Origin of the sequence: Anabaena lutea FACHB-196 (genome assembly GCF_014698305.1) — a bacterium.
GTDB lineage: Bacteria > Cyanobacteriota > Cyanobacteriia > Cyanobacteriales > Nostocaceae > Anabaena > Anabaena lutea.
In genome coordinates this window covers 1-13,284 of the sequence record NZ_JACJST010000019.1, presented here as the reverse complement: position 1 = coordinate 13,284, position 13,284 = coordinate 1, and the positions used below count along the sequence as shown (strand labels likewise).

General features: G+C 39.4%; 15 protein-coding genes. 9 read left to right on the top strand and 6 right to left on the bottom strand.

The window, feature by feature from the left end; genetic code table 11:
- Positions 1-14: 14 nt before the first annotated feature.
- The 4 genes from H6G59_RS18770 to H6G59_RS18755 all read right to left on the bottom strand — a co-directional run bounded on the left by H6G59_RS18770 (position 15) and on the right by H6G59_RS18755 (position 2,540).
- Entirely contained in the window at positions 15-197 is a 183-nt protein-coding gene (locus H6G59_RS18770) for a hypothetical protein (protein WP_190717078.1), read from the bottom strand.
- A gap of 90 nt (positions 198-287) precedes the next feature.
- Positions 288-1,583 carry a hypothetical protein gene (locus H6G59_RS18765; protein ID WP_190717076.1) on the bottom strand — a complete coding sequence of 432 codons (1,296 nt, stop codon included), beginning with the start codon at positions 1,581-1,583 and terminating at the stop codon, positions 288-290.
- Between the two features lie 159 nt (positions 1,584-1,742).
- Positions 1,743-2,093, bottom strand: coding sequence for a hypothetical protein (locus tag H6G59_RS18760; protein WP_242038917.1), 351 nt, complete (start codon positions 2,091-2,093; stop codon positions 1,743-1,745).
- Between the two features lie 165 nt (positions 2,094-2,258).
- Complete coding sequence (locus H6G59_RS18755; RefSeq protein ID WP_190717074.1) at positions 2,259-2,540, bottom strand: hypothetical protein; 282 nt, start codon at positions 2,538-2,540, stop codon at positions 2,259-2,261.
- A 432-nt stretch (positions 2,541-2,972) separates the two neighbouring features.
- On the opposite strand from H6G59_RS18755, the gene H6G59_RS18750 reads away from it, so the two are divergent.
- The 7 genes from H6G59_RS18750 (at position 2,973) to H6G59_RS18720 (ending at position 9,683) form a co-directional block, all read left to right on the top strand.
- Positions 2,973-3,455, top strand: coding sequence for a DUF655 domain-containing protein (locus tag H6G59_RS18750; protein WP_339327979.1), 483 nt, complete (start codon positions 2,973-2,975; stop codon positions 3,453-3,455).
- Between the two features lie 629 nt (positions 3,456-4,084).
- Positions 4,085-4,330 (top strand): ChaB family protein, encoded by a 246-nt coding sequence (locus tag H6G59_RS18745; RefSeq protein ID WP_190717071.1) that lies wholly within the window; start codon positions 4,085-4,087, stop codon positions 4,328-4,330.
- Positions 4,331-4,405: 75 nt separating this feature from the next.
- Positions 4,406-4,978: a GNAT family N-acetyltransferase gene (locus H6G59_RS18740; RefSeq protein ID WP_190717069.1), complete on the top strand. Its 573-nt coding sequence runs from the start codon at positions 4,406-4,408 to the stop codon at positions 4,976-4,978.
- A 40-nt stretch (positions 4,979-5,018) separates the two neighbouring features.
- Positions 5,019-6,209 (top strand): NAD(P)/FAD-dependent oxidoreductase, encoded by a 1,191-nt coding sequence (locus tag H6G59_RS18735; RefSeq protein WP_190717067.1) that lies wholly within the window; start codon positions 5,019-5,021, stop codon positions 6,207-6,209.
- Positions 6,210-6,684: 475 nt separating this feature from the next.
- Complete coding sequence (locus H6G59_RS18730; RefSeq protein WP_190717065.1) at positions 6,685-7,338, top strand: HAD-IA family hydrolase; 654 nt, start codon at positions 6,685-6,687, stop codon at positions 7,336-7,338.
- 258 nt (positions 7,339-7,596) lie between these two features.
- Entirely contained in the window at positions 7,597-8,409 is an 813-nt protein-coding gene (locus H6G59_RS18725) for a carbon-nitrogen hydrolase family protein (RefSeq protein WP_190717063.1), read from the top strand.
- Positions 8,410-9,017: 608 nt separating this feature from the next.
- Entirely contained in the window at positions 9,018-9,683 is a 666-nt protein-coding gene (locus H6G59_RS18720; protein ID WP_127056266.1) for a PEP-CTERM sorting domain-containing protein, read from the top strand.
- Between the two features lie 222 nt (positions 9,684-9,905).
- On the opposite strand, the gene fba is transcribed toward H6G59_RS18720, so the two are convergent.
- The gene (gene fba, locus H6G59_RS18715) at positions 9,906-10,979 is read right to left on the bottom strand and encodes a class II fructose-bisphosphate aldolase (protein WP_127056267.1); all 1,074 of its coding nucleotides are present in this window, start codon (positions 10,977-10,979) and stop codon (positions 9,906-9,908) included.
- A 389-nt stretch (positions 10,980-11,368) separates the two neighbouring features.
- On the opposite strand from fba, the gene H6G59_RS18710 reads away from it, so the two are divergent.
- A complete protein-coding gene (locus tag H6G59_RS18710) occupies positions 11,369-12,550 on the top strand; it encodes a M20 family metallopeptidase (RefSeq protein ID WP_190717061.1) in 1,182 nt (393 codons plus the stop codon).
- A 99-nt stretch (positions 12,551-12,649) separates the two neighbouring features.
- Here H6G59_RS18710 and H6G59_RS18705 read toward each other — a convergent pair whose 3' ends face one another.
- Complete coding sequence (locus H6G59_RS18705; RefSeq protein WP_242038916.1) at positions 12,650-12,841, bottom strand: site-specific integrase; 192 nt, start codon at positions 12,839-12,841, stop codon at positions 12,650-12,652.
- Positions 12,842-13,013: 172 nt separating this feature from the next.
- Between H6G59_RS18705 and H6G59_RS18700 the strand changes: the two genes are divergently transcribed.
- The gene (locus tag H6G59_RS18700; RefSeq protein WP_190717059.1) at positions 13,014-13,184 is read left to right on the top strand and encodes a ribbon-helix-helix domain-containing protein; all 171 of its coding nucleotides are present in this window, start codon (positions 13,014-13,016) and stop codon (positions 13,182-13,184) included.
- The last annotated feature ends 100 nt before the right edge of the window (positions 13,185-13,284 follow it).

Genomic DNA, 13,284 nt, shown 5'->3' with positions numbered 1-13,284 from the left:
TTAATAAACGAATATTAATCTTCCTCGACTTCTAATTGATAAACCCGTAGAGATGGATGTTCTGTCATCAGTCGCCAGAAACAATGCTCCGGTGCTGTCGAAAGTTGGTCATTGTAACGATAGATGAACAATGGCTCATCTTTCTTTCTAGCAGATTTCGTCCATAAAATCTGTTCTTTGTTGAATACACTGCTCAATATTTTACAAAATCTTTACAAAAGTACAAGTATTTTCGGTAGATGTGTGGTAACAGAAATTAATGACTACCCATAAATGAGGATCAATAGTTAAACTTCTGATGTACTATCATTTTGCCCTGTTTCTATTTGTCTAAATTTAGCTCCTGAATTGAGGGATTCAGGCACAAAAGAGGAGGAATGTCCGGGCAGACAGTATCTATCTCTGTTTAAAATTGCTTTGTAATATTCCTGTCTTGAAGTTTTATATTGGTCAACCCACAAATCTGGGTTGCATATTTCTAAGCAAATTTGAATAATTTTGTCTTTGACATAAAAAAATTGGTTTCCGATGTCACCTTGTTCATCTTGATAGGTTTGCCTTATAGCTGGATAAAGTTGATTCCAAACAAAATCATCTAGTCTTACTGCATCTATATATATTTTTTCAATATATTTTTCATCAGCGTGTTTTTGAACCTCATTCAAAGCTTCTAGACCATCTTCTGTAATGCCGCAAGGAGAAATGAACTGAAACACTAATGAAGAAGAGGGCATCACTAAACGCGAACGATGAATAAATTGATTATAAGCTAAATCAATATATCTTTTAACTTCATAAGCATATTTTACATCTTCATAATCAATATAATTTGATTTAAACTCATTAAGTATAACAACATTGCTCAGTTTTTTATACATTGAGACTTTTGGCTGGAATAGCAAATCGAATCTTCTAGCTTTATTTTTTGATGTTTTATAATAAGTTCTTTGTGCTACTTGCCTCCACGGGCTAAGATTTGCATAGCTCGCAAGCGAGACTATTAATTGCTCCATAATATCTTCACTCCCAGCCCAACCATAACCATTTCTAATATCTTTTGTTATTTCTGTAATTGGGTTGTCTTTTGACCCTAATGGCGGCTCTTTAAAAGAAGCTAGATATTCAAGCTTTAAAATCAATGTATCATTCGCAACCAAGGAAGGAAGTGCCTCTATCATATCTAGAGCAACATTTCTTACCTGCTTTGCTATTTCTGAATCTCTAAGGGTAAACCCCATACGCATAACTGCACGAGGCGGGAATAACTTAATAGAAGGAGCTTTAGAGGATGTCAGGTTCATAATGAACCTGACATCCTCTAAAGCTTTGCCACGTAAGACTTGTACGCCATCAGACTGAAATTCATCTCTATGCCGTTTAAAGCTTGTATCTATGGTTTCTTCAGGAACTTCATAGAATTCTGCAACTTGCTTTGATGCCATCCATCCTTCACCGTCCCATACAGCAAAAAATATTTGTTTTACCTTATTCAAGATATTTTCTGCTTCTTGACTAGAACTTGTTGATAGTTGATTGTCACGAGCGGTTCTAGATTCAATAAAAATTTCTTGCGAGAATCCCATATTATTCTTAATTTAGCTAGATATAAATGCTTACCTGTATTCATATACTAAGCTAAATTTATAACCTATACCCTTCGTTATTACGAAAATTACCTATTTTTACTTAAACTTCATAAAGTGTAATTTTGTCGGGCATATTTCAGCAAAGCAAGCTTTTTATTAATCTTCCTCGACTTCTAGCTGATAAATCCGTAGAGATGGGTGTTCTGCCATCAGTCGCCAGAAACAATGCTCCGGTGCTGTCGAAAGTTGGTCATTGTAACGATATATAAACACTGGCTCATCTTTCAAAAGCGCGGTCAATGCTACCTGCCTCCAATCTTGACCGCCCAAATCCCAAATCAAATGCGATCGCCCAACGTATCCCGCATTTAACAAACTAGCAAATAACCATTCCATGACTGCTTGAATTTGTTCTGGAGGCAGAGGACAATCTGCTTGTCCGTAACCTTCAATTGTTGATTTTTTGGGCTTGAATACCGAGGACAAGGATTTTAGTAGATTCTTCATAATCATTTTTATAGATATGTCTGTAAAACGTAGTCTATATTTGGTTTAGCAGTAAATTACTCGTGGTTAATACAGTAATTTACTGCTAGAAAATTTAATTAGATGCAGTCAGATTTTAGCCAGTAAATTTATTAGTATACTGACGAGTTTACAACAAATAAACACTTATGGTTTTTGTCCGCTACGTCCTCCTATTACCCACTTATTGCCATCACGCACCCCCCAGTTCCAATCACTATTAGGTAAATCGTCAGGCAGATCCTTGCCCGCACGTCTAAGGTCGCTAGACGAATTTTTTCTATCACCATAGATAATACCGTTGCCATCTTGTCTAAGCCAATCCCAGGATGCTGCTATGGCAGCAGAAAGAGCGTTAACACCTCCTGCGACACCAATCAGTAATGCTGGTGGAACCGCCCCACCTCGAAAAGATTCTTCCTCGGCCAATGTAAGGTTGGTAAAAAGCTGCGATTCGTTGGTTTGCTTCATATTTTTATCGTCTTATATACTTGGCAATAGATAAATTCATAAAAATTCAACACAGAAACCTGGTTGCGTTCTGAGATGAAAGCTTATTAAGTCCAGGAACTTAAACAGCTTGCGTTTTTATGAAAATCTATAAATTTAATAATTAATTATTTAGAAGAATAGTCCGTACTTCTGTAGGTATAAAAAATTAATTAATTCGTACTAAAATGGAGTGAAAAAGAAGATTGCTGCAAAAGTCAATTAGAAGTTTTTAGCTTTTTAAAATATTGAATAATGTCAAGCCGTTATTGGTAATTGCTGTAAAGATTTAATGTGAGCATAAGCTTGGGCGAGAACCGTCTTATGAAAAAGTGAATTGTACATTGTTTATATGTCTACAAAGTAAAGCTATTGTATAGCAAGGTTATGCAGATATTAGCTATAGATAAAAACTTTGCTGTAGTTGACAACCAAACTGTAATTACAGGTTCACATAATTGGTCAGAAGCAGCTAATCATGGTAATGATGAAACTTTAGTAGTCATTGAAAATCCTACAGTAGCGGCTCATTATCAACGTGAATTTAATCGACTTTACACAAATATTAAACCAGGTTTACCGCCAAGAATTCAAACTAAAATTGATGCAGAAATCAAAAAATGTCCCCAAATCAAAACTCCTTCATCTTTGGAAAAGTTAGAAACTGCAACAATCAATCTCAACACAGCAACCCAGGAAGAATTAGAAACTCTCCCCGGTGTAGGGAAGAAATTAGCCGAAAGGATAATTATTGCCCGTCAACAGCAAAAATTTACATCTTTACAAGATGTAGAAAAAGTTCCAGGAATTAGTGCGAAAACTTTAGAAAAATGGCAAGAACGTGTAACTTGGTAATGTGAATAATCTGTATTTTTTAGATCAAATGTAAATAAAAATTTTGGAAGATACCGCAGAATATGGCTTACGCCACGCCATCAGGAGTCAGGAGTAAAACTGGCTTGGTGTCTAGGTTTCAATTTAGATTCTGTACCTCATTGATCTGCAATCTGCTGTATAGCATTTCCTAGTCTAATGAAGTACAAAATTATCTGCGTACCCTGCGGGAAGCAAGCTATATCTGCGTCCATCTGTCTTGAAAAGTTTCCTACGCCGGGAAACCCGGCTACGAGGAACTTTTCGCTGCGTTTAATTATTACTTCTTATACCTCACTTTAATGGGAATTGCTATAGTATTTTAATATTTGTCGATTAAGTGAAAAAAATAAAATTGTATTTGTTGGGTTGCGCTATCACTTAACCCAACCTACAAAAATTATTAACTGAAAAGTATTAGATGGTATTTTACCAATGCAATTAATTTTTGCCAGTTAAAGGTAAAATAACTAAGTACATAAAGAAAGTGATTATGACACCGACTCAACTCTATCTAAAGTATAGTCACGCAAATATCTACTGATCGAAAGAGGAAAAATAATCACTCTCATTAGTAACATAAACCTAACTTAGATCAACGGAGTCGGTTTATGCCTTATAGCAAAATAGATGAATTACCTCAAGACATCCAAGCACGACTACCAGAACACGCACAACAGATTTTTGTTGCTGCTTTCAATGCTGCACAACATGATGGAATGAGTGAAGAAGGTGCAACGGAAGTAGCTTGGAATAGTGTTCACAATGAATATGAACCAGATAGGGAAGGTAACTGGCGTAGAAAACCAGAAGATCCTGCTATACATCATAAAGCTGTAACATCTGGTGGGAATTAATTATCTTTTAAATCAATGTTGCATTGCTGACGGTTTATAATTTATGTAGACCGTTTTTTTATAGCCATATTGAATATGCTAATTATTAAAGACGAAATTAAACTTCGTCCTATGCAAGATGATATATATGATTATGAATTAATGGAAAAGTGGCGCACAGATGAGCAAGTATTAAAATATTATGGAGGACGAGATGATCCTCATTACCTAGAAAAAGTTATCGCCACCTATCAACCTAGAATTCAGGGAAAAGAACCTGTAATTCCCTGTATCTTCTCCTATAAAAATCAGGATATTGGTTATTTACAATATTATTGTCTCAATCAAATACCAGAAGAAATTAGACAAATGTATTGTTTAGAGAATACAGATAATGTCTATGGAATTGACTTATTTATCGGCGAAACTCAATATTGGAATCAAGGAATTGGTACACAAGTGCTTTCATCAGCCGTAGAGTTCATTTTTACAGAACTACAAGCTGTTAGAATAGTAATTGATCCAAGTGTAAAAAATCCCCGCGCTATCCGCTGCTATGAAAAATCTGGGTTTGTGAAAATTAAGCTGTTACCCTCCTATGAACTGCACGAGGGTAAATATCAGGATTGCTGGCTAATGGCAATAGACCGCAATAAATCATTACACTAAAATAAATACCTGGCTGGGATTTAGCTTTCTATAAAAAACCATGACTCAACCAACTACAAGAATTTGTATCCTAGGTGGCGGCTTTGGTGGCCTCTACACCGCCCTTCGTTTAAGCCAATTACCTTGGGAATCTAGTTCCAAACCTGAAATTATATTAGTAGATCAGAGCGATCGCTTTATCTTCTCTCCCCTACTCTACGAACTCCTCACCGGCGAACTCCAAACCTGGGAAATTGCCCCTCCCTACCAAGAACTGCTACAAGGTACAGGAGTGCGTTTTCATCAAGCAGTTGTCTCAGGAATTGACATAGACAAGCAACAGGTACAGTTACAAGATGGTTCAGGAATTTCCTACGACCGGCTAGTATTAGCTTTAGGTGGCGAAACACCTCTAGATTTAGTACCAGGCGCGACAGAATATGCCTATCCCTTCCGTAGCATCACTGACGTTTATCGTTTAGAAGAACGCCTGCGAATTTTAGAAGAATCAAATACTGAAAAAATTCGCGTCGCCATCGTTGGTGCTGGTTATAGTGGCGTAGAATTAGCCTGTAAACTCGCAGATAGAATTGGCGAAAAAGGACGCTTTCGCCTCATTGAAATCAGCGATCAAATTTTACGAACTTCCCCAGAGTTTAACCGCCAAGCAGCCAAAAAAGCCTTAGATACCAGAGGCGTGTTTATTGACTTAGAAACCAAAGTAGTATCAATTGCAGAAGATACCATCTCCCTAGAGTATAAAGATCAAATAGACGAAATTCCCGTAGATTTGGTAATCTGGACAGTAGGAACAAGAGTCGCCCCGGTAATCAAAACCCTCCCCCTCAAGCAAAACCAGCGTGGCCAAATTATCACAACACCTCAACTGCAAGTATTTGAACATCCAGAAATTTTTGCCTTAGGAGACTTAGCCGACTGTCTTGACGCAGAAGGAAAGCAAGTACCCGCCACAGCCCAAGTCGCCTTTCAACAAGCCGATTATACAGCATGGAACATCTGGGCTTCTTTAACCAATCGTCCCCTACTTCCCTTCCGCTATCAACAATTCGGGGAAATGATGGCCTTGGGAGTAGACAACGCCACCTTCACAGGTTTAGGCATCAAACTAGATGGTTCTTTAGCATACCTCGCCCGTCGTCTAGCTTATTTGTATAGGCTACCAACTTTAGATCATCAACTCAAAGTAGGCTTTAACTGGCTAATTCGTCCGATTATCGAAACCATTTCTTAGTAAATCACTTTCGATCTGTTGAGGCTGGGTGTGGGGTGTAGGGAAAGAAAAAATTGGTAAATACATTCAACCGTAGGGTGGGCATTGCCCACCTAAATCATTGCTGCGGTTGGCATTTCCCACCCTAGGAGACTTAAAATTTTATGGCAACGCCACGCAAGCTATCATATCCTGTCCGGTTGAATACTTATCATTTAGACTGACGCGGAGAGAGGGAGACGCGGGGACGCGGAGATTTTTTTTGCCTAAGTCCCGTTAGACGGACATGATATCAGATATCATTGATAATTCCTATATCAGTCCTAATTGAACCCTATTGATTTATACAGCAGAATTCAGGAGTCAGGAGACGCTTCGCAGACCTCCGGTTCAGGAGTAAAACTGGCTTGGTGTCTAGGTTTCAATTTTGATTCTGTACCCCATTGATCTGCAATCTGCTGTAAGTAATTAGCATTAGGTACTATTATTATTTATTATGAAAAAACCGAAAGTTATTTTTGTAGATGCTGTAGGTACACTCTTTGGTGTCAAAGGCAGTGTAGGTATAGTTTATAGTCAAATAGCTCAAGAATTTGGCGTTGTGGTTTCCCCCGAAATCCTGAATAAACAATTTTTTAAAAGCTTTAAAGCTGCACCACCACCTATATTTCTGGATGCAGATATTAAGGATATTGCCCAACGGGAATTTGATTGGTGGCGAATCATAGCCCTAAATACCTTTGAAGGTGCAGGTGTTCTCAAAGAATTTTCTGACTTTTCTGCTTTCTTTAGTGAACTCTATATCCACTTTGGCACTGCTGAACCTTGGTTTGTTTATCCAGATGTTCCCCTAGCTTTGGTGAACTGGCGACGGTTGGGGGTAGAATTAGGTGTGTTGTCTAATTTCGATTCTCGACTGTACTCAGTTTTACAAAGCTTGGGACTCAGAGATTATTTTAAATCCATTACCATTTCTACTCAAGTGCGTGCAGCTAAACCAGATCCGCAAATTTTTCAACTAGCCCTGCAAAGCCATAGCTGTTCCCCAGAGGAAGCATGGCATATTGGTGACAGCATTACAGATGATTATCACGGTGCTAAAGCTGCCGGAATCAGGGGGATTTGGATTAACCGCGAGCAAAATTATTAAATTCTTCGTAACTCCCCTCAACTTTTTTACCCAGGAGAAGATTAGGGGAGAGAATTGTCAAAAAAGCGCAAATGACGCAATTATGACTGGTACCGGCGGAAACCCAGTTACCATCTAAAAGAGGCAAAAAGCTGATGAAACAAGCTTTTTTAAGTTTTTATTTTTATTTTTAATTCTCAGAAAGCGGTACTAGCCTCTACCAATAAAGATATATTTAAAAATCTATCCCGTACAAATTCACTGTTTGTTTTTGAATCTATGAAGTCTTATTTAGCCGCCGCTATTCAAATGACCAGTGTGCCTGATCTACAGAAAAACTTGACACAGGCAGAAGAATTAATTGACTTGGCTGTGCGTCAGGGTGCGGAATTGGTAGGTTTACCAGAAAATTTCTCCTTCATGGGAGAAGAAAAAGACAAACTCACACAAGGGGAAGCGATCGCTTTTGAATCAGCAAAATTTCTGAAAACGATGGCACAACGCCACCAAATTACCATCCTTGGCGGCGGCTTTCCCGTCCCTGTAGACGGCACAAGCAAAGTCTACAACACGGCTTTACTAATCAATCCTAACGGTGAAGAACTCGCCCGTTACCACAAAGCACATCTATTTGATGTCAATGTCCCTGACGGCAACACTTACCAAGAATCTAGCACTGTTATGGCTGGAAAAGCTTTACCCCCAGTCCATTTTTCCGACAACTTGGGTAATCTAGGACTTTCTATTTGCTATGATGTCCGCTTCCCCGAACTGTATCGACATTTGTCAGACAAGGGAGCGGATGTTGTCTTTGTGCCTGCGGCTTTCACTGCTTTTACAGGTAAAGACCATTGGCAAGTACTACTACAAGCTAGAGCCATTGAAAATACTTATTACGTAATTGCACCAGCCCAAACCGGTACTAACTACGCCCGTCGTCAAACCCACGGCCACGCGATGATTATCGACCCTTGGGGTGTAATTTTAGCAGATGCCGGAGATAAACCAGGAGTAGCGATCGCAGAAATTAAACCCACCAGACTAGAACAAGTACGTCGCCAAATGCCATCTTTACAACATCGAGTATTTTAGAATCTAGATAGGGCTTGCTGAGAAAGTCTTTCCGTGAGGGGATAGGAGTCAGGAGTCAGAAGTCAGGAGTCAGGAGGAGGTTTGAAAATTCCTTTCCCATCTCTCGAAATACCAAAAAATGCACACTTTTTGACGTATACCCTTCAAAACCCTTGCACTTTTTTCCTATTTATCAGCCTCAAACTTTTGATTTATCTGCGTTTTGCATTTTTTCAGCAAACCCTAGATAGAAAACCCACTTCTGTGGGTTTTAAATTCTCTTTCATAACCTAGCTAACAGTGATATTCACGTTACCAGAATATGCACAACAGCTTAGTATTTACACTAGCGTAATATTACCGGAAATTCATCAAAAATTAAATAAACTTTTGCAACAAATTTTTATTGAGGCAAGCAAAATCACAGAACAACAGTCTTTACTCAGGTTTTATAGCCAGGAAAAAGATGTTAGTCAGTATATTTAATTGTATTTTTTCTGTGAAGATAGCTACAAAGAGTTGACAAGACAGTTAGAGTATGAAATTATTCTCTCAGTGAAGTCACTGAAACGTGCAAATCACATAATTATCAGTATAAATTCCACTATTTATTTTTAGGAACGAATTGAATGACAACTTTAAGCCTGCTTCAAAAAATTTCGGTATTAGCTGCGACCTCTGCAATAGCAGTAATGGCTACCACAGGAAAAGCATCAGCTACCACCTTCTATCTGGGAAATGGACTGAATCTACCTCAAATAAGTTCCAGCTTTAGCTACAGTGAAGATGGTATTTCACTAGTAGCAACAGGAACTCAAAACAGTGGTGCATCTAGAAATGTTTACCAAAGCATATTAGGGCTAGGAGTAGCAAACAATAATAATATATTGAATGTAGGAGGGAATCAGATTGATGGGGGAACTGGCCTTGGAGAAACACTCAAATTGACTTTTACTAACACAGCAGTAAAACTACTTTCTGCCACCTTTAGTCGTGTCGGCAGCAATGACAGCTTTAAACTGTTAGTAGATGGAAATCAATTTATTGCTGCTGATATTCCTGGTGGTAATTTCTTGGATCTTGACATTAGTAAGTTCACCTTTAGCCCTTCTCCAACAGGCACTGTTTTTGGATTCACTGTTACCGATGGTAATGATGACTATTTAGTGAAATATGTTGAAGTTGAGGCTGTTCCCGAACCCGCTTCTGTATTAGGTCTTTTAGCTTTTGGTGCTATGGGTGCAGGATCTATGATTAAGCGTAAACAGCAACAAAAAGCAATGGTGAAAGCATAGCAATTATCCTTAAAAATCAAAGATAATCACTGAGAAGAAACATCTTGTAAATCCTGATATGGCTTGCGCCACGCTACGCTATCAGACAAATAAAGCGATTAAAGAATTTATTTGTGCCATTTTCTAACCTAAAAACAAAAAACCGGGAAACAGTAACGTCACCCGGTTTTTACTATATGGGCATAGCATCGCTACACCCTAATTAATTATTGCTGAAAAAGATTAAACTTTAGCAGCTGCTCTCATTACCAATTCACCTTTAGCATACTTAGCAGCAAAATCTTCTAAAGAAACTTGCTTAATCTTGCTTGCGTTACCAGCAGTACCAAACTGTACATAACGGTCAGCACAAACCTTCTGCATATATTTAATAGAAGGCTTGAGGAAGTGACGAGGATCGAATTCCTTGGGATTAGCAGCCAAAGCTTCACGCACAGCCGCAGTGATAGCCAAACGGTTATCGGTGTCGATATTTACCTTACGAACACCACTCTTGATACCTTTTTGGATTTCTTCTACAGGTACACCGTAGGTTTCAGGAATAGCACCACCATATTGGTTAATCAGTGCAATCAAATCTTCAGGTACAGAAGAAGAACCGTGCATTACCAAGTGGGTGTTAGGTAGACGACGGTGAATTTCTTCAATGCGGCTGATAGCCAAAATTTCGCCAGTAGGCTTACGGGTAAACTTGTAAGCACCATGACTTGTGCCAATAGCCACAGCCAAAGCATCTACTTGAGTTGCTTCTACAAAGTTAACAGCTTCGTCGGGGTCAGTTAACAGTTGAGAATGGTCTAGTGTACCTTCAAAACCGTGACCATCTTCAGCTTCACCAGCACCAGTTTCTAGAGAACCCAAACAACCTAGTTCACCTTCAACACTCACACCCAAAGAGTGAGCTACGTTGACAACTTCGCTAGTCACTTTAACGTTATACTCGAAACTTGCTGGGGTTTTAGCATCAGCTTCTAAAGAACCATCCATCATCACGCTGGTGAAGTTGTTCTTAATAGCTGAATAGCAGGTAGAAGGAGCATTACCATGATCTTGGTGCATGACAATGGGAATCTCTGGATAGGTTTCTACCGCAGCCAAAATCAGGTGGCGCAGGAAGTTTTCACCTGCATAATTACGAGCGCCGCGAGAAGCTTGTAAAATTACGGGGCTATCTGTGTCAGCCGCCGCCTTCATAATTGCCTGAATCTGCTCTAAGTTGTTTACGTTAAAAGCGGGGATGCCATAACCGTTTTCAGCAGCGTGATCCAAAAGCAACCGCATTGGTACAAGCGCCATATATAATCCTCCTAATTTGGGTATCAGCCAGTCAGTTTAATAGAAGCGTAATCTTTATTTTAATGTAATTGTTACGCTAATCTTAAGGTTTTTTTCAACTTATAGGAAATTATAACTAGTAGCGGATGCTTATGCTGAAAAACTTTGCGACCTTACTATATCAAAATAATCTATCATTTCCATGTACTGCTGTGATATTCGCTACCTTAAACTCAGAACGTTTGGTCGCTGGGCATACAAGAGGCAGAGTACAGGGGGAAAGATGGTTTTACCCTAGTTCATATTTTTCTACTTAGTTTGGTTTTTTTGCTGTCTTGTCAGACTAGAGCATTTTGCTCAATAACACTTCTTTATTATGAAAACAAAGATTACAAACTAAAATAAATTCAATGCTGACCCGAATTAAAGACTTAGCCACCACTCTAGCACCCCGCTTAGTGGAAATTCGCCGCCATATCCACTTACACCCAGAACTCAGCGGACAAGAATATCAAACATCTGCTTTTGTTGCTGGTGTATTGTCTTCTAGTGGCTTACACGTAGAAGAGGGCGTGGGGAAAACAGGTGTCATTGGTGAACTACAAGGCACTAAGCAAAATAATCGGGTGTTGGCAATTCGTACTGATATGGATGCTTTACCGATTCAAGAGCGTAGCGGATTGGACTATGCTTCTCGTATAGAAGGTGTAATGCACGCTTGTGGACACGATGTTCACACTACGGTAGGGTTAGGTACGGCAATGGTACTATCCCAAGTGGCGACAGAGTTGGAGGGTAACGTCAGGTTTTTATTTCAGCCAGCAGAGGAAATTGCCCAAGGGGCAAACTGGATGGTAAAAGACGGGGTGATGGATAATGTTTCAGCTATCTTAGGGGTTCATGTTTTCCCTTCTATTCCTGCTGGTTCCATTGGTATTCGTTATGGGGCTTTGACCGCAGCCGCAGATAATTTAGAGATTATAATTATTGGTGAATCAGGACATGGTGCGCGTCCCCATGAAGCAGTTGATGCAATTTGGATTGCGTCCCAAGTGATTACGGCGCTGCAACAAGCTATTAGCCGCACTCAAAATCCTTTACGTCCTGTAGTGTTGAGTATTGGACAGATTAATGGTGGCAGAGCGCCGAATATAATTGCTGATAAAGTACAATTGTTGGGGACTGTGCGATCGCTCCACCCAGAAACCCGCGCCCAACTACCAAACTGGATTGAAGGCATTGTCTCTAATCTTTGCAATTCTTACGGTGCAAAATACCAAGTTAATTATCGTCAGGGTGTACCAAGTGTACAAAATGATTATGCTCTGACACAATTATTACAATCATCAGCAGAAGAAGCTTGGAGTAGCGAATCTGTCCAAGTCTTACCTGAACCCTCTCTTGGTGCTGAAGACTTTTCTGTGTATTTGGAACACGCCCCCGGTTCGATGTTTCGTTTGGGTGTCGGTTACAAAGATAGAATTATTAATCACCCCTTACATCATCCTCAATTTGAAGTAGATGAGTCTGCGATTATTACCGGTGTTGTGACTTTAGCATATGCAGCTTACAAGTATTGGCAACTAAAATAAATGCCTCTCCCAGCAAGGTTTTCACTCGCCGTCAAATTATTTTTGAGTAGTAAATGAGTAGTAAGATTCTCAACAACTCAGCTGCTTATTGAGAATGGGTTAGAAATCCGGACAATCAGCTTCAACGACGTTGGGGTGACAGTAGTGCTTCAAAACTGTGGCCACTTCATCCCCAATCCATAGCGCTACTTTATCTGGGGTAATTCCCGATGCGATCGCCCAAGTCGCAAAGGTGTGGCGTGTGGAATAAGGATTTGATCTTGTTGAATATAAAATTTTATAGATACTCAAAATAAATCCCTGGTTTTTGTCCAGGGATAAACTGTTACATTTCCTCTAAATCTTCTTCTTCAACCTCTGCCCATTCGCTATCCTCCAATATCCAATCTGGGTGATCTTCTGGGAGGTTAACCGCATATACCCATTCAGCACCACTAAACCTAAGTCCATCTATATATACAGGATGGAGGATTTCACCGTTCTTTTTCCTGATCCTGTGCAGCAAGGACTACCAGAGATAAAGGCAAGGCTGCAAGAATTGTCAGAAAGAACTGGAATTGAATCTAGTGAGTTAATATATGCGACTGGTCGAGGACATGGAGCTACTAGGGAGCAACGCGATTTTGTGAGGTAGGGCAAAAAAAGTGCGATCGCCAAGTTAAAAACAGGCATCACTAAAAAATCTTTACCGTACAAAAAAATGATTTTACACATAACAAATAAATAATATTACT

Coding starts and splice junctions, on each gene's coding strand:
- H6G59_RS18765 (WP_190717076.1), bottom strand. CDS start 1,583: ATGGGATTCTCGCAAGAAATTTTTATTGAATCTAGAACCGCTCGTGAC.
- H6G59_RS18760 (WP_242038917.1), bottom strand. CDS start 2,093: ATGAAGAATCTACTAAAATCCTTGTCCTCGGTATTCAAGCCCAAAAAA.
- H6G59_RS18745 (WP_190717071.1), top strand. CDS start 4,085: ATGCCTTATAGCAAAATAGATGAATTACCTCAAGACATCCAAGCACGA.
- H6G59_RS18740 (WP_190717069.1), top strand. CDS start 4,406: ATGCTAATTATTAAAGACGAAATTAAACTTCGTCCTATGCAAGATGAT.
- H6G59_RS18735 (WP_190717067.1), top strand. CDS start 5,019: ATGACTCAACCAACTACAAGAATTTGTATCCTAGGTGGCGGCTTTGGT.
- H6G59_RS18730 (WP_190717065.1), top strand. CDS start 6,685: ATGAAAAAACCGAAAGTTATTTTTGTAGATGCTGTAGGTACACTCTTT.
- H6G59_RS18725 (WP_190717063.1), top strand. CDS start 7,597: ATGAAGTCTTATTTAGCCGCCGCTATTCAAATGACCAGTGTGCCTGAT.
- H6G59_RS18720 (WP_127056266.1), top strand. CDS start 9,018: ATGACAACTTTAAGCCTGCTTCAAAAAATTTCGGTATTAGCTGCGACC.
- fba (WP_127056267.1), bottom strand. CDS start 10,979: ATGGCGCTTGTACCAATGCGGTTGCTTTTGGATCACGCTGCTGAAAAC.
- H6G59_RS18710 (WP_190717061.1), top strand. CDS start 11,369: ATGCTGACCCGAATTAAAGACTTAGCCACCACTCTAGCACCCCGCTTA.
- H6G59_RS18700 (WP_190717059.1), top strand. CDS start 13,014: ATGGAGGATTTCACCGTTCTTTTTCCTGATCCTGTGCAGCAAGGACTA.